Annotated in this window: 16 protein-coding genes and 3 pseudogenes; 15 read left to right on the top strand and 4 right to left on the bottom strand. The window is 58.3% G+C overall.

What is annotated here, in order from left to right:
• The first annotated feature begins 120 nt into the window (after positions 1–120).
• From WDN46_05900 to WDN46_05840, 13 genes and pseudogenes are all read left to right on the top strand, one after another.
• Positions 121–990 (top strand): hypothetical protein, encoded by an 870-nt coding sequence (locus tag WDN46_05900; protein MEJ0092958.1) that lies wholly within the window; start codon positions 121–123, stop codon positions 988–990.
• A 134-nt stretch (positions 991–1,124) separates the two neighbouring features.
• Complete coding sequence (locus WDN46_05895) at positions 1,125–1,586, top strand: acyl-CoA thioesterase (protein ID MEJ0092957.1); 462 nt, start codon at positions 1,125–1,127, stop codon at positions 1,584–1,586.
• 885 nt (positions 1,587–2,471) lie between these two features.
• The gene (locus WDN46_05890) at positions 2,472–3,752 is read left to right on the top strand and encodes a tyrosine-type recombinase/integrase (protein ID MEJ0092956.1); all 1,281 of its coding nucleotides are present in this window, start codon (positions 2,472–2,474) and stop codon (positions 3,750–3,752) included.
• 1,116 nt (positions 3,753–4,868) lie between these two features.
• Positions 4,869–5,039, top strand: a pseudogene (locus WDN46_05885) (transposase).
• Positions 5,006–5,629: an IS5 family transposase gene (locus WDN46_05880; GenBank protein MEJ0092955.1), complete on the top strand. Its 624-nt coding sequence runs from the start codon at positions 5,006–5,008 to the stop codon at positions 5,627–5,629. Before WDN46_05885 ends, WDN46_05880 begins: the two are co-directional and overlap by 34 nt.
• 171 nt (positions 5,630–5,800) lie before the next feature.
• Positions 5,801–6,085: a hypothetical protein gene (locus WDN46_05875; GenBank protein MEJ0092954.1), complete on the top strand. Its 285-nt coding sequence runs from the start codon at positions 5,801–5,803 to the stop codon at positions 6,083–6,085.
• A 112-nt stretch (positions 6,086–6,197) separates the two neighbouring features.
• Positions 6,198–7,328 (top strand): DUF1214 domain-containing protein, encoded by a 1,131-nt coding sequence (locus WDN46_05870; GenBank protein MEJ0092953.1) that lies wholly within the window; start codon positions 6,198–6,200, stop codon positions 7,326–7,328.
• 406 nt (positions 7,329–7,734) lie between these two features.
• Complete coding sequence (locus WDN46_05865) at positions 7,735–7,929, top strand: hypothetical protein (protein ID MEJ0092952.1); 195 nt, start codon at positions 7,735–7,737, stop codon at positions 7,927–7,929.
• Complete coding sequence (locus WDN46_05860; GenBank protein MEJ0092951.1) at positions 7,878–8,432, top strand: hypothetical protein; 555 nt, start codon at positions 7,878–7,880, stop codon at positions 8,430–8,432. The genes WDN46_05865 and WDN46_05860 overlap by 52 nt, the downstream gene beginning before the upstream one ends.
• 267 nt (positions 8,433–8,699) lie before the next feature.
• Positions 8,700–8,942 (top strand): helix-turn-helix domain-containing protein, encoded by a 243-nt coding sequence (locus tag WDN46_05855; GenBank protein ID MEJ0092950.1) that lies wholly within the window; start codon positions 8,700–8,702, stop codon positions 8,940–8,942.
• Positions 8,943–9,187: 245 nt separating this feature from the next.
• Entirely contained in the window at positions 9,188–10,930 is a 1,743-nt protein-coding gene (locus WDN46_05850) for a tyrosine-type recombinase/integrase (protein MEJ0092949.1), read from the top strand.
• Complete coding sequence (locus WDN46_05845) at positions 10,923–12,122, top strand: site-specific integrase (protein MEJ0092948.1); 1,200 nt, start codon at positions 10,923–10,925, stop codon at positions 12,120–12,122. The genes WDN46_05850 and WDN46_05845 overlap by 8 nt, the downstream gene beginning before the upstream one ends.
• Before the next feature lie 598 nt (positions 12,123–12,720).
• Positions 12,721–13,245: pseudogene (locus tag WDN46_05840) on the top strand (hypothetical protein).
• A 72-nt stretch (positions 13,246–13,317) separates the two neighbouring features.
• Here the strand turns inward: WDN46_05840 and WDN46_05835 are convergent.
• Positions 13,318–14,084: pseudogene (locus WDN46_05835) on the bottom strand (IS5 family transposase).
• Between the two features lie 985 nt (positions 14,085–15,069).
• On the opposite strand from WDN46_05835, the gene WDN46_05830 reads away from it, so the two are divergent.
• Complete coding sequence (locus WDN46_05830) at positions 15,070–15,795, top strand: hypothetical protein (GenBank protein MEJ0092947.1); 726 nt, start codon at positions 15,070–15,072, stop codon at positions 15,793–15,795.
• A gap of 143 nt (positions 15,796–15,938) precedes the next feature.
• A complete protein-coding gene (locus WDN46_05825) occupies positions 15,939–16,082 on the top strand; it encodes a hypothetical protein (protein ID MEJ0092946.1) in 144 nt (47 codons plus the stop codon).
• 66 nt (positions 16,083–16,148) lie between these two features.
• On the opposite strand, the gene WDN46_05820 is transcribed toward WDN46_05825, so the two are convergent.
• From WDN46_05820 to mmsA, 3 genes are all read right to left on the bottom strand, one after another.
• Positions 16,149–16,661, bottom strand: a complete 513-nt coding sequence (locus WDN46_05820; GenBank protein MEJ0092945.1) for a hypothetical protein — start codon at positions 16,659–16,661, stop codon at positions 16,149–16,151.
• 366 nt (positions 16,662–17,027) lie between these two features.
• On the bottom strand, positions 17,028–18,212 hold the full coding sequence (mmsB, locus tag WDN46_05815; GenBank protein ID MEJ0092944.1) for a multiple monosaccharide ABC transporter permease: 1,185 nt from the start codon (positions 18,210–18,212) through the stop codon (positions 17,028–17,030).
• Positions 18,209–19,747: a multiple monosaccharide ABC transporter ATP-binding protein gene (gene mmsA / locus WDN46_05810; GenBank protein MEJ0092943.1), complete on the bottom strand. Its 1,539-nt coding sequence runs from the start codon at positions 19,745–19,747 to the stop codon at positions 18,209–18,211. Before mmsA ends, mmsB begins: the two co-directional genes overlap by 4 nt.
• Between the last annotated feature and the right edge of the window lie 26 nt (positions 19,748–19,773).

Raw genomic sequence — 19,773 nt, 5'->3', positions numbered from 1 at the left:
ACTACTGCCTAGCTTGAGCAGGGCCTGACCGAAAGCGCCGTTGGAGATTTCGCTTACCATGATTTCTTTTGCCTGGTCCAAAGGTTAGTGTGTTCCGCGATGATCAAAGCGGGAGTTCTTTTGAAACCTCTTATTTTGCCGGCGCTGCTGGCCTCCGTTTTAACCGCATCGCCGGCGTTTGCGCAGATGCTGTTGCCGGGCGCTCTACAGACAGGGCCGGATAGCGCGGGAAAGCCGCTAAATTCATCAGGAGCCGATTCCGGCGGCGGCCCGGCGAAGCTGAGACCCATAACTCAACGGCCGCCCGGGGAAGAGACGGTCATCGGCCGAGACCTCTCGCGCAACGGGTCCGAAGGACTCATTACGTTTCAGCGGGCTCCGGAGAAAACGCTCGAAGTTACTGGTTTGTCGATGAGCGGCGAGGAAATCGCGCATCCCGGAGAACCATGCCGCATCGATGTCGTCGCCGGCGCGCCGATCGACGCCAAACCGATGGGCAGGCCGAGGGGCCTCCTCCGCTACGACGTCGAGATCGAAGCCTGCCGATTTTCGCTCGAGGTTTTGGATGGCGCCGTCCTGGTCGCGCGGGAGCCGCGAACCTGTGATTTCGTCGCCGCGGATTGTCGGGTCGATCCGACGGGACTTTGGGGCCCCTCTGGAAAATCGATCGACGCCGCGCAGATTAAGCAAATGGAGCGCGCTCGCGGTTTCGCGGAGACGACCATGCGGAGTAATTTTCGCGCTTTATTGTCGAGCGCGGGCAAGGACAAAGTCGCGATCAAAAGGATTGCGGGCGAGCAGGCCGGATTTTCGTCCGAGCGCGAAGTGACGTGCCGCAATTACTCGGGCGAAGATGTCCACGGATTTTGCGCGCTGCATCTGACGCAAGGGCGTGCGCTGAACCTTCAGGCTGAATTCGAGGCGAACGCCAAGGATCGCGGCGACGCCAAGCCCACAAAGGCGGCGCTGAAAAAAAAGCAGCAGCCTTGATGCCTGGCAGCCTGTAACAGCGAAAAAATCCCGCTAGCGTGAACGAGGGCGAGTTTATCTTGCGGTTGCGCTGTTTGCGAGAACCTATAGCTTGACAAGGAAAGCAACTAGCGCTGTTCGCGGAGGTTTGGGGCATGGCTACAATGGGCGAATTAAACCAGCATTCCGCCGATCGCCCCCAGGCGGACGCTGTTCAATCTGCGCCGCATGGGATTCCTGTGATTCGCACGATCGCGATGCCGGCGGACACCAATCCTGCAGGCGACATCTTCGGCGGCTGGCTGATGGCGCAGATGGATCTTGCGGCAGGCAGCGTCGCGACTCGCCGGGCGCGGGGTCGTTGCGCCACGGTGATGGTGGAGGGAATGACTTTTCTGAGCCCCGTCTTCGTCGGCGATGAGGTCAGCCTTTACGCCGAACTTGCGAACGAGGGGAGAAGCTCCATGAAAATCAAGGTCGAAGCCTGGCGACGTCATCGCGAGGAGGAGTCTTTAACCAGAGTTACCGAAGCCATCTTCACCTTTGTCGCGATAGGCGGCGACCGACGGCCGCGAGCGTTGCCTCCGGCCGATCCGGCGCCAAGGACAACTGCCTGACGCCCCGCAACCCTTTGCTTGACCGTATGAAATCCCGCAAATTTTAAGGCCCGCGGCGCATCTGACGCCAAGCTTCTCCAGAGCCCATTCGCGACAATTTAGGCAGCTCTCGGCGACAGGATCGCATGGAGCAAATCGCCGCGGTTCAACAAATCCGCGACCGTATATTTGTCGAGCACCGCTATAAAAGCACGGGTGGCCTCCTGGAGAATCACAGGCAGCGCGCAGGCTGGACGGATGGGGCAGGCGCTGCAATCGACCAGCTTGAACCCAGCGCACCAAGGTTGATCTCCTCCGGCGCCCGACCGAGGCGCAAGCCCCCATTTCGGATCGCATTCACTGTGAGTTCTTCCGCCCCGCCAGCGAACTGTTGGCCGCCTAGTTCTGGGGAGAGTTCGGCATCGGGGGGGCAGGTGCGGCGCCGCCCTCGCGCAGGAGGAATCAGGGCCGGGCGTCGCCGTTGGGTTGCCGAGCCCATGATCGTCGAGGCGGCGCATCTCTACGGTCGAATGCGTCAGGATCTGGCAGTTCAACCGTCCGAGCGGACCCAGCGCCGCATAAAACCTGGGGCAACGTCAGTCCACCCGGACGATTTCCGGGCGTTGGCGATGCGAAGCGGCGGTTTTACCGAGCGTCTTGTGGGGTGGGTGAGGCGGTTAGGTTTGGTTGCGGGGACAGGATTTGAACCTGTGACCCTCAGGTTATGAGAATGAAAGTCTTGCTATCCTGAGCATTCCCTAACGTTCTTTGTCGTACACAATCTCTTGCAAATCAAACGTTTACTTAATACGTGGGTTGACGACGCCGCCTCCAGTTTCTTTTCTGGTGGCGACTGGGTGGCGACACGAGGCCCATGCGATGCCTGTTACGAAATTAACCAAGCGCATGATCGATGCGATCAGCGCGGACGTCTGTCCCCTCACTCTATACGACACCGACCTCAAGGGTTTCGGGCTCCGGGCGGCAAAAAGCGGTGCGAAAAGCTGGTTCGTCGAGTACCGGCCGGGCGCTGGAGGGCGTAGCGTGGCAAAACGGCGCATGGTGCTCGGCGCCGTCGGAACGCTGACGCCCGACCAGGCCCGCGCCGCGGCAAAGGAGATATTGGCCGAGGCTGCGCTTGGCGCAGACCCGGCGGCGTCACGCTCGCGCGCGCGGAAAACGCCAATATTCCGCGACTTCGCCGAACGCTATCTTGCCGAACAGGCTGTTGCTAAGCTTAAGCCGAGGACGGTGGTCAACTACCGCATTTACCTCCGCAAGCACGCCGCTCCTGTTATCGGCGCCATTAAGCTCGACGTTGTCAGCGAAAGCGACATCGTAAAATTGCACCATCACATCGGGGAGACAAAGCCGATGACGGCAAACCGCGTCATCGAATGCATTGGCTCTGTCTACCGCTACGCGGCTGCTTGCGGGTTGGTGAAACGCGGGCACAATCCGGCGGCCCATATCGAGGCCTTCCGCGAGCAGCGCCGCGAGCGCTTCCTCACATCAGAAGAGCTTGCGCGTCTCGGCGACGCCGTCCGCGAGGCGGAAACCACAGGGATCCCATGGCAAATCGACGCTACGAAGCCAACGGCCAAGCACGTTCCGAAGAAGAATCGCGTGACCAACATTGGTCCGCACGCCGCGGCTGCTCTCCGGCTCCTTATCCTCACCGGCGCCCGTCTACGCGAAATCCTCGAGCTTAAGTGGGATTATGTCGATATCGAGCGGGGTTTGTTACTGCTGCCGGACAGCAAGACTGGCCGCAAAACCATTGTGCTCAACGCACCAGCTATGAAGGTGCTGGCGGACTTGCCGCGGATGGGCGTCTACGTCATCGCCGGCCAAAGCAGCGGCGCCGATCGCGAAACTCCACGCGCTGACCTCCATCGTCCTTGGATTCTCGTCGCAAAGCGCGCTGGCCTGATCGGCGTGCGCCTCCACGACCTGCGGCACACCCACGCCAGCTTCGGCGCCGCCGCCGGGCTTGGGCTGCCGATCATCGGTAAACTGCTTGGCCACGCGCAAGCGACGACAACCGCACGCTACGCTCATCTTGACGCAGACCCACTGCGCCGGGCCTCCGAGCAAATCGGCGGCATGTTGACCACCACAATGGGAGAGTCGGACAAGGGCGCCGCAGATGTGGTTGTGCCGCTGCGACGCGCGGACCGAATTTGAAGGGTGAACAGGGCGTTGAAGCGGGAGCCGGTCCCCTTGAAGAGTATGCAATATACGCCATTTCCAAACATTGCTAAAAATATAATCCGGTCCGGTTGGGGCCGAGAGCAGTCGGTCTGCTTCGAAGTCGCCAGTACGTCAAAGCAGACATTCGCACCGTAGTTTTGCACAATATATAACTGATTTGTTTGCTTAGAATACTCGGTGCAAAACTCTTGATTTCCGCGCCTTCAAGATCGGGGTAGCAAAGTTGCGGGAGTCCGGGCAACGTGAGATTGTAGGCTAAGATAGAAAGTTTTTGGACTGTGGACCAGCTTCGGAGTGCGAAGCCGCACGCGCATGCTCAAATCAATCCGATTGTTTTAGAATTAAAGCGCAGCAGAATGCGGCACATCAGGCTGCCGCCGAGGCTTGCAGAGCAAGCCACCAATAAATCGATGGCGCACCACGTGTTGCTTAATTCTTGATACATGCACGAGCCGAATCGGTCGATACGCCTTCGGCGGCTTGCAGCTAAAGTGCCCTGGCTTTGCCGGGGGAACATGCCCCAATCGCAGTCGGCGCGCCGACGCATTTTGATTTACACTGTATAGCGATGGGCGAGGCGAAGCGCAAAAGGGAAGCCGTTTTGAATGGACCGTGTCCATGCGGGTCGGGAAAGCCTGCGCGTCTTTGCTGCTTCAACGGACACGACTGGCATAAACCCCCCGTCGTCCTTGGACTCAAAGCGCTGCCCCCGGCCCAGCGTGTAGAAAAGTGCTACATGAGGGAGTTGGGTTCGTGCGTTCCGCCTATATCGAGCGAACATATAATTTCTGCCTCCGTCTGTCAGGTATTGATGGGAGACGGTGAGTTCTCCATCTCCGGTGTGCCATGGCTTGAGGCAGACGAGGTGAAGATAATCGCTCCGCCACAAGCGAAATGTCTTTGTACTAAACACAACAGCGCGCTTAGCCCTCTCGATGCTGCCGCGAATTACTTCTTCGCCTCGCTTAAGTCGTATCTCGAACATGATGGTGGGTCGCGTCATGCAATTATTTCGGGGCATGACCTAGGCTCAGGACCTATTAAATTTGCCTGAGATGTGATTCCTGGTCTCCGCATGGGGAGGCTGGGATGAGTGATTTGTTTTTGTTGGGCGAGCGGCAGATGGCGCGGCTTGCGCCGCATTTTCCTCTGTCGCATGGCGTTCCGCGGGTTGACGACCGTCGGGTGGTCAGCGGAATCGTCTATGTGATCCGCAACGGCCTGCAATGGAAAGATGCGCCCAAGGATTACGGGCCGCACAAGACGCTTTACAATCGCTTCATCCGCTGGAGCCGGCTCGGCGTCTTCGACCGCATATTCGCCGCGCTCGCTGGCGAAGGTCCAAAGCCCGAGCGCATCATGATCGACGCCACGCATCTGAAGGCGCATCGCACAGCGGCGAGCCTGCTCAAAAAGGGGCTCTTCCCCGCCGTATCGGGCGCACGAAAGGCGGACTGAACTCGAAGCTCCACGTCGTTTGCGACGGCGCCGGCAAGCCCCTCGTCATGTTGCTCTCGGAGGGCCAGATGAGCGACCACAAGGGCGCGCGGCTGATGCTCAAGGCTTTACCGCCCGCTTCAATGTTGATCGCCGACAGGGGCTACGACAGCAACTGGTTCCGCGCCGCGCTGAAGGCCAGGGGCGTCGAGCCCTGCATCCCGCCAACCAGAAGCCGCAAGCTTCCCATTGCCTATGACAAGACGCTCTACCGCCAGCGTCACAAAATCGAGAACATGTTCGCCAAGCTCAAGGACTGGCGGCGCATCGCAACCCGCTATGATCGATGCGCCCACACCTTCTTCTCCGCCATCTGCATCGCAGCCGCCGTCCTCTTCTATCTCAATCAATGAGTCCTGAGCCTAGAACGCTGGCTTTTGAAAACGGCAAAAGCTGCGGCCGTCTCAAGGAATCTAGCACGCGGAGGGGAACGACTGTCCGGCGCATTCTCACGGGACAAAGCGATACTCGACATGCTAGACGACCCTAGCTCCTGGCCGGAAGGGGCTGGGCTGTACTGCATCATGAACCCGGGCGACCTGACCGAGAATACGCTACGATTCCAGCTCCAGCCCCTTACGAACAAGCGCGACGACATTGAAGCTTTGGCAGTCAACATACTTGGGTTTCGCTTCGTGTTGCTGCTCGACGCCCAGGAATTAAACAAATATCCAGGCCTGCGCGACGCTCAATATCGGCCAGGACGGATTTTGATCTCGTATCCCGTTTCAACAAATTGGGTTACCCTGAGCTGGGACGATGGCAAGGCGCATGATGCGCTGACCGTCCAATGGGTTCAGCCGCGCTGACGGGATGACCGCATATGAATTCAACACCGATTGATGTTTGGAATCTGGGCACGCCCGACGAGGCTCTCATAAGCCTGGATTGACGGTAGAAGGAGACCAAAGGAGGTCAAGCATGAAGATCGACCATAACTACCTGAAGAAGCTTTTGGAAGCATGTCAGGCGTCCGAAAAGCCTACCTTCGACATCGAAGATTTAAAGGCAGCCGGTTTTGATTATAACGACCTAGATTTTGAATTTCACATGGCTATTTTAGCTGACAAAAGGTTCATCCAGCAAGATGATTGCGATGGGGGGTTCGGGCTAACAAGAAGTGTAGATGGTTTCTTATCGTGGTCTGCTCTTCTTTTGCGCCTAACCGCCTCGGGGCATGATTTCCTAGATACCGTTCAGAATCCTGAAGTTGGGTCTAAGACGAAAGCCGCCGCAAAGAAAGTCGGTGGTGTCGGGTTTGACCTTTTTCTTCAAATTGCCGAAGCCGAAGCAAAACGATTTGCCGTTGCGAATTTGGGCCTGCCGTTCTACGAGGTCATTCAGCACGAGCCAGGGGACGCATTCGATCCAGAGATTGTTGGGTTGTTTGCCTCGATTGGGATCAAAAAGGGCAAACCCTTCGCGCCGGACGATCGAATGAAGTCCATCCTTACCGATGCGATCGGCGTGGCCAATGCGACGGCCCGCGCCATCGTATTCGCTCCCCGGGACGATCGCGTCAAGTTCTATTCCGATCGACAGTGGGCGACGGCGTTTATCCGTGGCAGCTACGCATTCTACGACAAGGGCGAGCGAATGCTCGATGCGCGTACGCTCTTCCACTACTACGCAACCGGCATCACGCCGGCGATGGCGAACTCCACACCGGGGACCGGCTCCGCCTATGCCTATGCCACTCGCGATAGCAAGGGCGAGTACCTCGACGGCGCCAAGACTTACAAGATCACACTTCCAGCGCCGATCCCGGCGAAGCAGTTCTGGTCATTCATGGTCTATGACGGGCAAACGCGCTCGATGTTAGAGACAGATCAGAAGCTCGCCGGTCTCGATAGCAATGACAAGAACATCAAGTCGAACCCGAACGGGTCGGTGACGGTGTGGTTCGCTCCGGAGCCGCCGGCGGGCCAAGAGACCAACTGGGTGCAGACTATCCCCGGAAAGGGGTGGAACACGCTTCTTCGCCTTTACGGTCCGCTGGAGCCCTGGTTCGACAAGACGTGGAAGCCGGGCGACTTTGAGCTTGTGAACTGAAACGAGTTGGGTCGAGCTATGCCATGACAGTACGTCGAGGCTATCGAAGGCTAGGAAGTGGCGGGGTTTGAAGCCGCTGGAATTGCCTGAACGGGGCCTTTCGGGAATCATGCTGAAAGCGCGGAACGGCCAGAATGGGCGCGAAGCGGCTATTCATTCGCGCGGTGAACCTCGCCTTTGGGTCTCAGTTCGCCCGGGCGATGCTTCGGCCTTGGGGTCAAGAGGATGCTGTACGGCCGTTCGGATTTCCGGCAACCGAATAGCTCGCGCGAAGTCGATTGCGCTAGCATGGTTATTCCGCTTAAGCTTCTATAGCGGCACGGAGAGGTGCGGCAGAGAATCGCTAAACGGCGAGTTCGTCCTGCGCCGCGGCCATAGCCAAGCCAAGTCTTAAAACAGGAAGAGCATGACCGCGATTATTCCAATCGGCTTCGTCACGATTGACGAAGCGGCGGAGATGATCGCCAAATTGCTCTATATGGGCGTCGAGGACGGGGAACTGGTCGCGACGCTTTGGCAATCCGGACTGAATGTCGTGGCGGAGGGGCATTGGACGCCGCCATCTCAGAGATCTGGCGGGCGGCGGACGCCGGACGACTGAGAGTGATGGGCATTGGCGGTAATTCCCGCAAAATCGTTAAGCTTGACCCCGAAGATCTCAAAGAAATTCCCTTCCTCAGGAGCCCGCGAGGCGGCAATTTCCATTTCCTTCGCCCTTCAAACAAAGTCTACGGACAAGTGACGAAATGGTTTGGCCCGCAATGGGCCGATGCCATCATCGCATTCCGCGAGAAAGAAGTGGCGGCTCTTACACGCTTTGTCTTGCGAAACCGCAGAAAGAAGCTGGCGTCCGGCGACGCTAAGAAATCAGGACGTCCGGCGCTGCGTCCAGAGATGATCGGCGTCATCAAAAAAACTATCGAAGGCGGAAAATGGAATCCCACGATGTCGCTCAAGGCGCTGACGCGGCTTGTGAACGTTCACGGTGGATTGGCGCAGAATGTCAGCGAAGACACAGTGACCCGCGCGATCGATGATCTCTTCGACCAGACGGACAATCGGCTCTTTCAACGACGAAAAAAAGTTCAGCGCGGCGCCCGCTAAGCAGGGATCTATCCTCTCCTGACGCGGATTTTTTCGGGCGCGGCGCCAAGTGCGATCCCCTCCTCTATTTTCGAACAGATCGGCAGCCTTCGCATGACGTTCGGCGATTGACCGCTCGGCGCCCCGATATTCGGCGCGAGCCCGTCAGTCTTTCAGTCAGGGCCAGCACGTCATAAGCGGTCAAACTTGCGGGGGTGGCCCCCGCCGATTTTTATTTTGCGGCAACAAACCGAAATTTTGCGACGAGGCCTATGAGATCCTTCGTCCATGGCAGACAGACGAAAGAAAGGCCTCATGGAACCGTTAATAAAGGCGAGCAGCGCCGATTCCCTTTTGCACCCGAAAGACGCGGCGAAAGCCCTCAACCTTTCATCATCATGGCTGGCGAAGGCGAGACTGTCTGGAACGGGTCCGAGGTTCGTGAAAATCGGACGCTCGGTTCGATATCCGGATTCGAGCCTGCGCGAGTTCATGAAGGCGCGGATGTGCGGATCGACCAGCGAATATTGATCGAAAATTATGCGCCATCCGGGGGCGCGAGGGACCAGTTCGGGCTCTCGCGCCCTTGGCAATTGAGCGGGGATGAGTTTCCATCCTTATACATCCAAATACTACAGGATGACACAAGAAGAACTAAGATTAGGATCGTATATATTCTTACATAAAGCCAGTAAATGCTTGACGTAATCCTAATTTACTTCCATATGATACCCAATCCACCCAAATGAACTCCGGCGCTCGACGAGGCTCCCCTAATGAACGATCTCAGTCCCCTGGCTTCCGTTGCCGCACGTTCGCTCGGCTCCGTAATTTCTTTAATAGAGCCCTCTTTCGAGGACGCCGCCGTCGCGATCGCCGGCGATCCAGATTTGTCGGACGACCTGAGGCGACACTGGCCCTGCTCGCTGCGCCGAATAGCCGCCGTCCTCGACCGGCCAATGGTTTTGATCCCGGCGCGGTGGTCGGCCGTTCGCATTCAAATCAGCCAATTGAAAGCCGTTCGACTTGGAATAACCCAGAAAACGTTGAGCAATCACGCATCGAATGTGCGCGCCGCGCTGGCCTGGATGCACAAAGAAAAGCAGACGCCAGCGCGCGGCGCCCCGCTGACGCCGGAATGGCGGGCGTTGTACGATGAGTGCCCGAGTTCGCCTCAACGGACGCGCCTGGCGTCGCTGATGCGATACTGCTCAGGGCGAGATATCTCGCCGGACTGCGTCGACGAAGCAGTCATCGACGCTTTCTTTGCTTATCGCCTGCGCACCACATCGCTTTCTGCGGACGCGGCGGCGCGGCGGGTATTAGCGCATCATTGGAACGACCGCGCTCGAACCATTGCCGGATGGCCAAGCCATTTTTTGGTCGAGCCCCCGTCTCGACAATGCGAAGCCTTCCCGCCTTGGGCGGATTATCCGATCGGATTGCGCGACGACATCGAAGCCTATTTGACCTCTCTCACGCGCGTCCGCAAGACTGCCAAAGGCAGGCGGCTGCGCCCGGCCAAAGCAACGACCATCCGCGGTCGCCGCGCCATGCTCGAGGCGGCGATGCGCACGGCGACGCGAATCGGGGTCGGCATGGAGCAACTGACGTCGCTCGCCTCTCTTTTGCATCCAGACGTCAGCCGCCGCATTCTCGACGCCTATTGGGAAAAGAGCGGCGAGCGGCCGTCAATTTTCACCATTGACCTGGCTCGGCTGTTTGTCAGCCTCGCGCGGAGCGCCCAGCATTTGTCCGCGGCAGAGTTTGAAGCGCTCGACGACATGCGCTCCGAACTCGAACACCATAGTCCCGCGGCGATGACGGACAAAAATTTGGCCGCCATCCGAACCTTTATGCAAAGCGACGCCTGGCGCGCGCTGCATCATCTGCCGCGCCTTCTGATGGATCAGGCGAAAGAGGCGTCATATTCGTCTCCGGTCAAGGCGGCGGTGCGAGCCCAGATGGCGGCAGCGATCGGGATTCTCAACGTCGCTCCGATTCGCCGCGCCAACCTTGGGCAAATTCGCATCGGCGAAAATCTCATCCGCAGCGGCGGCCCGAAAGCGCCTTACCGACTCGTTTTCCCGGGCTATGACGTCAAGAACCGCGTAAACCTCGACTTTCCTCTGGACGCCGAACTGACGGCGCTGATCGACGACTATCTGTTCAACTATCGCCCTGCTCTCGTCGACCAAGCGGATGGTTCATGGCTGTTTCCGGGAGAACGGGACGACCACAAATGTCTTGCGACGCTGAGCGGTCAGATCACCGCCTGCATCGAGAAATCGATCGGCCTTCGCCTCACCGTTCATCAGTTCCGCCATTTGTCGGCGGCGATCATCCTAAAACACCAACCGGGTAACTACGAGCTCGTCCGCCTGCTTCTCGGCCACCGCACCGTGCAGGTCACGATCCGCAATTATATCGGTCTGGAAACCACGCACGCCAGCGAGGTCTACGGCGATCTCGTCCGCAATCTGCGCGCTCGGCGCGCGGAGGAGGAAGACGATGCATAAACTAGCGGGCGATCAACCCTCTTGTGGACAAAGACGTCTAGCCGCCTCTCCGCCGCACCGTCCTCAAGCGCCGCAAATCCGCTCAGCGCCAATCGCCGAATGGTCGATTGCTGACCGCGCGGCCTGGGCGCGCGCGATCGCGCCGGGCGTTCGCCTCCGCAAGGGCGGCGCCGGCGCGCATCTGGCTCGCATTACGCAGGGCGATCTCGCCCGCCGCTATGGTTATTTTGTCGATCATCTGATGCGCACGGGTCGCTTTGAACCGGACGCTGCGGCCGCTGGGCAGGTGACCCCCGACCACATTGAGCGGTTTCTAGAGGAGCTCCGATCGCGGATCGGCTCGGTCACTCTCGCCGGTACGATCTATAAGGTGCGTCGCGCGTCCGAATTGCTTGCCCCCGAACGAGACTTTGCGTGGCTCGGGGAGATTGAGAAGGACCTTGCCCTGGTGATGCGGCCCCTCTCAAAAAGCCATCGCGTCGTTGATCCTGATCGCCTCGTTGAAGCCGGGCTCACTCTCGTGCAAGAGTCGAACGACGACCCGACTCTCACGCCGTTGCGCCGAGCCCGTCAGGTCCGCAACGGCGTGATGATCGCCCTTCTCGCGCTCTGTCCGATCCGTCTTAAGAACTTCGTCGCCCTCGATCTGCAGACCAGTTTTCGCAGAATTGGATCGAGGTGGTGGATTGTGCTCGATCGCAAGCACACCAAAAGCGGTCGTCCGGACGAACGCCGCGTGCCGCGCGACCTCGACGCCGCGATCGCTTCGTATCTTTTGATCCATCGTCCTGTGCTGAGGGCGATTGAGAGGAGGAAGAATGGCGCAATGTCTGACATCGGGCATTTGCTCGCCAACGGCGAAGACGCCGCATTGTCCTCCGCCGAGACGCTGGATGCAGCCGCAGGCCCGCTTTGGTTGTCGTCAAACTCAGGCCAGCGCATGAGCTATTCCAGCGTCGAGCTCGTCATAACCGAGACCACTCTATTGACGCTCGGCGTCAAAGTCAGCCCCCATCTGTTTCGGTCCTGCGCAGCTTCCGCTATTTGCACTTACGCCGGAGACAACCCGAACCTCGCCAGCGCCGTCCTGCAACATACCGACCGAAGGGTGACTGAAGAGCACTACAACCGCGCAAGCAGCGCCCAGGCGGCGCGACAATATGCCGAGATCGTGAAAAGCGCCGCTCGTTAATGAAGCCGTGAACGTCATGGCGTACTTCGCCGAGACGATCGTGTTCTTATCTGGGCTCGCTACACGGATTCTGCTGAAACGACAGTGCCAACTCCAATGAGCCGAAAATAGTTCTCACACGACGAAGCAACCAGAGCGCAACCTTGCCAAGGTTGGGGTCGAGGGTTCGAATCCCTTCGCCCGCTCCAGTTAAACCAATGGCTTGACCGATAGGCCGCCAAGATTCCCAACCGCTTGGCGAATGGGTCGCCGTCAACAATCTGACGGTTCGCGGCTTGAGCGACCTTGCCACAGACTCTCACCTCCCGCGCGGGCAACCGCGCAAGTCATGGCGGCAAGGCTCCCGCATTGTCGCGGACGCCGAAACCCGCGCGGCGGTGACTCTTTCGAGCGGACCGCTCTTTCACGGTGACCGCCTCTACAGCCTGCGCGAGGGGCGACTTTGGGCTCGAGGGTCGCGCACTTCTAACCTGTTGCAACGGCAGCTCCGTTTGACGCCCTTTGACATTGCGGCGTAACAGTCGCCCACGACAAACGCTCGGGGGCAAAGCGCTAAGAGCTTGCATCGGGCGGGCCGCCTCCCTCCAAAAGGTTTCATATGAGCTTCAACATCAGCAAGATCGTCTCGGCGTCGTGCGGCCTTCTTCTGCTTAGGTCCGTCGCCTGCGCCGGAGATTTAGCGTCTGTCTGGCCAGACACTCTGCTCGCGCGCGTAGAGGCGTTGGCGTTGGTGCAAACGCTGAACAGCGATCTGCTCAGCCATGACAGCGCGACGCTGACCCTCGATCGCTGGTGCGAGAGCCATCAACTTGCATCCCCGGCGCGAATTGTCGCGGAGCGGGTGCGCGGCGAGGACAAGACGGCGACCCCGGAGCAGCGCCAGCTCCTCGGACTAAGCCCGAACGACGAGGTGAAATATCGCAGGGTTCGCCTGCATTGCGGCGAGCATGTCTTGTCCGAGGCGGACAACTGGTATGTGCCGAGCCGCTTGACGCCGGAAATGAATCAGCAACTCGAAACAAGCGACATATCGTTCGGCCGCGCGGTGCAGGCACTGCATTTTCGCCGGCAAACGCTGTCGGCGAACCTATTGTGGATGCCCCTCCCGCAAGGCTGGGAGATGGGCGCTTCCGCGCGGGATGACGCTGGCGCGGCGCTTAACATCCCCTCGAAAGTTCTAGGCAGTAGTGACGAATTACCTGAGCATGATAGCAATAGCGGCGAGCAATACGAAGCCTCGGTAGTTTGCGAGGAGCTTGTCGTATCGGGTTGCGACGCGCCGGAACTGCTTCAGTTTATTGAAGAAACGCTCGACGAGATTGCGCTCCTTGTAGAGCGCCTTGTCGTAGGGGAGCGGCGCGCGGCGATTGGATTTTGATGGGATCACCGGCTCAGCCTCACGCATAAGAACAGCCTTGCGCAAGTGATTGGCGTCATAACCTTTATCGGCGATGATCGCATCGGCCGCAAAGCCTTCGATCAGGGCGTGCGCTTTTGTGATGTCGTTGCGCTGCCCAGGTCCGAGAAGGAGCCGAACGGGGTTGCCGAGCGCGTCTGTCGCGGCGTGGATTTTGGTGCTCAAACCACCGCGAGAGCGGCCCAGGCCTTGGGCATCCGCCCCCCTTTGGCGATCCTTGCGCCGGCCGCGTGCTGATGGGCGCGCACGATTGTTGAGTCGATCATCAGCCATTCGAGATCGGCCTCGGCGGTGAATGCCTCAAGAAATCCGTCCAAGGCGCCGCGCTCGATCCAGCGATAGTAGCGGCGTTTCACCGCCTGATGGTCGCCGAAGCGTTCGGGCAGATCGCGCCAGCGGCCGCCCGAGCGGGCCATCCATAACAGCGCGTCGACGAAGCGTCGATTGTCGCAGCGCGGCCCGCGCTGGCCGGCTCTTCCGCCTGGCACAAGATCACAAAGCCGCTCCCATTGATCGTCTCGCAGCGCATCGACATCCCGAATCATCAAGGCTGATCTCCAAAAATCAGCCTTGAATCATGGAAAGATCCTCGCGAGAATCCCCCAAACGCCGAATTCGTCACAACGGCCTAGAGCATCGCGCTTTGCTGACGCTACCTGACGGCACGCCCTTTAGCGAAGTCGTCGAGACCTACACGAGTGAAGTGCTGTCTTTTCCGCCGCCTACGCGGCCCTGACCAATTTTAGACTTTTGCCGCGGAAGATCGAGCCCGCGCGATCCATAAAGTTTTCTGGGCGCCATCGAATCGAACATTGTGCGGCTGCTGCGTCACGGCGTGCGGCCGCTGTAGGAAAGCCTGCGATCTGAGCAAAAACTCAACCGTTTGGCGCCAGACTGTCGGCCTCAGGCGCGCGGGATGTTTACGCCTCCCCAAAGCGAACCACTCCAACAAAATTTTGAAATTCGGATCCTCACGCAGCACGATCAAAATAGCGCCGCGCCCAGAGCGGAGTCTCGGCTGGATTCGATACAGCCAAATTGCGCAAATGGCCTTTTTGCGCCGGTAAGGCTCACAGGCCCCGCCGCGCCACTCGCATTCGATCCATCCGCCTCGTGTTGAGAGCGCGCGTGCGGAGGAGCCGGTCGCGATCAAAGCGCTGCAACCGGTAGGATACTCAGAAATGTCCACAGATGTGATGTTGGCGTTGTTGTCTTAATGCGCAATCGAGTAAGGTCGAGGTTGTCGTTAGACCATGCAGGCATCATAGCTCCAACTATTCCAAGATGTTATCATGTAAAAGTTTTGTCGTTTCTGAATAGCAACGAAATTTTATAGTTTTTTTATTTCTAACCGCCCCTCATCTTTTTGACTTTTACGCCCACTCCGCTTACGCTTAAGACGCTGCGCCTGGTTTGACCGAGTCGGTTCGAGAACCCCTCGCCAAGTGAACCGGCTTGAGCGCCATCATCGATCTGTGGCCAGCCCCATTGCCGGATCGACGGCTTGGTTAGTCATTTGAAGAAGGAATCATGGAATTGCTATCGAGAGACCTCCTGACCGATCAGATCTTCGGGTTGAACGGCCTGGTCAATCTCTCAAATTTGGCGTTTCTATTGGCCTTCTCGGTGCGAGATTTCCTCAAGCTGCGCATTCTATCGTTCGCATCCGACGTCATGATACTGCCGTACTACTATTTCCAGCACGAGCCGCTCTGGCCGCCGATCTTCTGGGCGATGGCGTTCATGGTCGTCAACGGTATTCGGATCGTGACCCTGATCCTGGATAGGCGCCCTGTAATCCTCACCGATAAAGAAGAGGAACTGCACCGCGTGGCCTTTAGCTCCATCAGCAAGCGAGATTTTGTAAAAATGGCCAGCCTTGTCCGCTGGGTCGACTGCTCGCCTGGCGATGGAATCCTCAAAAAGGGTCGGCCGATATCTGACGCGATCGTCCTTATTTCCGACGAAATTGAAGCGGTTGCCTATGATAAAGCTATTTTGACGTACCATCCTGGACAGCTCATCGGGAGCGTCAATGCGTATAGCGGCCTTGTCAGCCCAATCGACGTGGTGGCGCGCGGGCCGGCAAGGCTTGCGATGTGGGATTTGGAGCATCTCATAGAGTTCACGCATAGCAGGCCGGAACTCCGCGCTAAACTTCTGCAAATTACCAGCGCCGATCTCGCCGCGAAATTGCGCGAAACTCTCGCCATTGAATTGAAACGAGTTGAATCAGAGTCATTCCTGATCGATTAGAAGTAGGCGGTCGACTCGTTCGGATCGCTTCACGCCAAGATCGCCGAGCAGGCGAAGGCGCTGAACATCAGCCGCAACAGCATCTGTCGTCTGCCCGGGCGCCGCCGTTCCCACCTTATCCCGGTCGCATGAGACCGAGCCGCATGGGCTGTCGGCTTGACCGTGATGGGCAGGGATATGTCCTAGACGCCGCGATCGACGAGCCGTTCGAACAGCTCCCGCGAAATCATGGCTTGACCCATCTCGCGGCGGTAGGCGTTGCGGTCATCATGATCGATTTGTCCTGAGCTTTGAGCCCCGCGACCCTGCCGCCGACGTCGACGGCATGTCGCAGAGCTCGATCAAATCCCTACTCAGCTGAATTTGACTTCGCTGATGTTGATGAAGACCATCAGCATGTCTTTGATCGGTCGGCGGTCGGGGCCGCGCGTATAAGCCAGTCGTTTGCTCGGCAGGCGCAGGCCCTGAACTTCGACGTAGTCGGATGTCAGCTGCGCGGCGCCGAAACCGCCGGCGACATCCACGCTGTAGTCGTGTCGGCGCACCAGGAAATCGTCCCCGAAGAAAAAATCCTGCACGGGGCTATGGGTTGCGATGGAATCCGGAAAGTGAGCCCTAAGCACTCGCCACGTTTCCGCGCCCTCGGTCCAGGGCTCCGTCTCCTCGACTTCGACGCCGGGCAAACCAAGCAAGAACGGGGTGGTAAAGTAGGTCCACAAAGCTTCGCCGTTAAAGTAGGCGTAGTGCAGAGGATCCCAAGGCGTGCTCATCTGGTGCCCTGCGAACGCATCGTGCGGATGCAGGCGTTCAGCGACCATTGTTCCCTCGAGCTTCTCGATGGCGACGCGCTCCGGCGCGAAAGTCATGCGCAAATCCGGCGCGCCACAAGGCTGCAGCGACGTCTTTTCCTCGTGCAGCCAAATGCTCGTGCGGGGGGGTTCGAGTCCGGGAGAAATCCCTTCAGCGGAAAGAACCCGCCGCCGCTCACGATGGTGGCCTCGACTTTCTGGAAGCGGTCCCAAGTCGAGTCGCCGTGAGCTGCGATAATTTTTTCTAATAAAACGTTCATCGAAGTCCTCTGCTGATGCGAAATAAAACGTGAGATCAAGATGCTTTGATCCGCCTCGATTTCAGCTGACCGGGGAGGCGCTCGCGAGGCGCGCTTTCCATTGGGCGATCTGCTTCGGGCGACGCCGCAGACAGCAGCATCCTATCTTTATGCGACCTTCGGTCTATGCTTTTTTCTTGTTGTAGACGTCGAAGAACACGGCGATCAGCAGAACGGTCCCCTTGATGACCTGTTGCCAATCTATGCCAATGCCAAGGATCGACATCCCATTGTTCATGACGCCCATCACGAAGGCGCCGATCACCGCCCCCGTCACTTTTCCGACGCCTCCAGAAGCGGAAGCGCCGCCGATGAAACACGCGGCGATCACGTCAAGCTCGAAGGACACGCCGGCTTTGGGGGTCGCAGTGTTCAAACGCGCAGCGACAACAAGCCCGGCCAGCGCGGCGAGAGACCCCATGATGGCGAAGGTGAAAAACACCAGCCGCTCCGTATTGATCCCCGACAGCTTGGCCGCTTTCTCGTTGCCGCCTAGGGCATAAATCCGGCGCCCGAAGGTTGTCCTTGTTGTCACGAAGGCGAAAAGCACGATCAGTCCGAACATCAGCATCGCCACGTTCGGCAGACCGCGATAGGACGCGAGAAGGTAACTCGCGTATAGAACGACCCCGACGAGGATCGCGTTTTTGACCCAGTATACCGCGGCCGGCTCAAGGTCGACTCCGTGACGCTGGTTATTGGCGCGTTCGCGCCATCCGGCGTAAACCGAAAGCCCGGCAACCGCCGCGCCAATCAGCATTGTCGTGAGGTGGAATCCGGCGACGCTGAAAATGTCAGGGATGAACCCCGAGCTGATCTTCTGGAACGCCACCGGGAACGGCCCGATCGACCGGCCATCGAGAAGCCAGAGGCTCAGTCCGCGGAATATCAACATGCCGCCGAGGGTCACGATGAAGGCGGGCATCTTATGGTAGGCGACGAGGTAGCCCTGACCAGCGCCGATGATCGCGCCGACCAGCAGGCACAAGAGCGCGGCGATTGGGGCCGGCACATCGGCCTGAACGATGAGGACCGCCGCCAGCGCTCCTATGAAACCAACCACCGAGCCGACGGACAGATCGATGTGCCCGGCGACGATGATCATCATCATGCCAAGGGCCATGATGATGACGTAGCTGTTTTGTAAAATGATATTGGTGACGTTCAGCGGCGACAACAGCGCGCCATGCGTCGCCACCGCAAAGAAGCCGATGATGGCGATGAGCGCGATCATCATGCCGTAATCGCGCAGGTGGATGGCGAAGCCCATGCCGCCCGATTGTTGATTCTGTTCCGGGATGCTCGTCATGCTAAATGTCCTGCGGACTGGACGATGGATCGCATGATCCGTTCTTGCGAGGCTTCGGCGATGTCCATTTCGTCGACAAACCTTCCTTCGTTCATAACGTAGATCCGGTCGGAAATGCCCAGAAGCTCCGGCATCTCTGAAGAAATGACCAGGATCGCCTTCCCCGCATCAGCGAGTTGGTTGATGATCGTGTAGATCTCATATTTGGCGCCAACGTCGATCCCGCGCGTCGGTTCGTCGAGCATCAGAACCTCAGGATTCGAAAACAGCCATTTCGAGATGACAACCTTTTGCTGATTGCCGCCGGATAAATTCACCGTTTTCTGAAAGACGCTGGAGGATCTGATATTGGTCTTGCGACGATAATCCTGCGCCACGCTCAATTGCCGGATTTTATCGATGACGGAAAATTTCGAGGCTACGGCTTCAAGATTCGCGAGAACGATATTGTCTTTGATGTCTTCACTCAAAACCAAGCCATATTGCTTTCTATCTTCGGTGACGTAGGCAATTTTATTGGCGACGGCCTTGCGGACAGTGGAGACATCGATTTCCTTGCCATGAAGGCGAACTTTGCCGCTGATGTTCTGCCCATAGGCGCGGCCAAATACGCTCATTGCGAATTCGGTTCGGCCGGCCCCCATGAGGCCCGCGATTCCGACAATCTCGCCCCGGCGCACATCGAGGGACACGCCCTTGACCATCTTGCGCGCCGGATGCTGCGGATGATCGACGCTCCAATCGGAAACGCTGAAGACGATCTCGCCGATCTTGGGTGAGCGCTTGGGGTAGCGATCGGACAATTCCCGCCCGACCATTTGCCGGATGATGCGGTCCTCGCTGATTTTTTCGTGCCGGCAGTCGAGAGTGTCGACGGTCGATCCATCGCGCAAAACGGTGATGCGGTCTGCGACCCGTGAAATCTCATTCAATTTATGCGAGATGATAATCGAACAGATGCCCTTTTCCTTGAATGCGAGCAGCAGCGACAATAGCGCGGCGCTATCGATTTCGTTCAAGCTCGCCGTTGGTTCATCAAGGATCAACAGCTTCACGTCTTTCGCCAAGGCTTTGGCGATTTCCACCAACTGCTGTTTGCCAACGCTCATGTTGGTGATCAAAGTGTCGGGGGATTCATTCAGACCGACTTTCTTCAAAAGCGCCCGGGCGCGGGATTTGGCCATTCCCCAATCGATGACGCCATAGCGCGCCGGCTCATTGCCAAGAAACAAATTCTCGGTGATCGACAAAAGCGGCACCAACGCCAGTTCCTGATGGATGATGACGATGCCCAGCGCTTCGGAGTCCGCGACGTCATGAAACCGGCATTCCTTTCCCTCATAGCGAATGGCGCCGCTATAAGTTCCGTGGGGGTAGACGCCGCTCAGCACCTTCATGAGCGTTGATTTTCCGGCCCCGTTTTCTCCCACGAGAGCGTGGATTTCACCGCGATTGATGCTGAGGTTGACGTTGTTCAACGCCTTGACGCCAGGAAACGTCTTGGTGATACCCTGCATCTCCAAAATCGCATCCATGTCTTCCCCCTATTATCATTAGTTGG

Source organism: Methylocella sp., assembly GCA_037200525.1.
GTDB lineage: Bacteria > Pseudomonadota > Alphaproteobacteria > Rhizobiales > Beijerinckiaceae > Methylocapsa.
This window is presented reverse-complemented; position numbering and strand designations above follow the sequence as displayed.

Coding starts and splice junctions, on each gene's coding strand:
- WDN46_05895 (MEJ0092957.1), top strand. CDS start 1,125: ATGGCTACAATGGGCGAATTAAACCAGCATTCCGCCGATCGCCCCCAG.
- WDN46_05890 (MEJ0092956.1), top strand. CDS start 2,472: ATGATCGATGCGATCAGCGCGGACGTCTGTCCCCTCACTCTATACGAC.
- WDN46_05880 (MEJ0092955.1), top strand. CDS start 5,006: ATGGAAAGATGCGCCCAAGGATTACGGGCCGCACAAGACGCTTTACAA.
- WDN46_05875 (MEJ0092954.1), top strand. CDS start 5,801: ATGAACCCGGGCGACCTGACCGAGAATACGCTACGATTCCAGCTCCAG.
- WDN46_05870 (MEJ0092953.1), top strand. CDS start 6,198: ATGAAGATCGACCATAACTACCTGAAGAAGCTTTTGGAAGCATGTCAG.
- WDN46_05865 (MEJ0092952.1), top strand. CDS start 7,735: ATGACCGCGATTATTCCAATCGGCTTCGTCACGATTGACGAAGCGGCG.
- WDN46_05855 (MEJ0092950.1), top strand. CDS start 8,700: ATGGCAGACAGACGAAAGAAAGGCCTCATGGAACCGTTAATAAAGGCG.
- WDN46_05850 (MEJ0092949.1), top strand. CDS start 9,188: ATGAACGATCTCAGTCCCCTGGCTTCCGTTGCCGCACGTTCGCTCGGC.
- WDN46_05845 (MEJ0092948.1), top strand. CDS start 10,923: ATGCATAAACTAGCGGGCGATCAACCCTCTTGTGGACAAAGACGTCTA.
- WDN46_05830 (MEJ0092947.1), top strand. CDS start 15,070: ATGGAATTGCTATCGAGAGACCTCCTGACCGATCAGATCTTCGGGTTG.
- WDN46_05825 (MEJ0092946.1), top strand. CDS start 15,939: ATGGGCTGTCGGCTTGACCGTGATGGGCAGGGATATGTCCTAGACGCC.
- WDN46_05820 (MEJ0092945.1), bottom strand. CDS start 16,661: ATGACTTTCGCGCCGGAGCGCGTCGCCATCGAGAAGCTCGAGGGAACA.
- mmsB (MEJ0092944.1), bottom strand. CDS start 18,212: ATGACGAGCATCCCGGAACAGAATCAACAATCGGGCGGCATGGGCTTC.
- mmsA (MEJ0092943.1), bottom strand. CDS start 19,747: ATGGATGCGATTTTGGAGATGCAGGGTATCACCAAGACGTTTCCTGGC.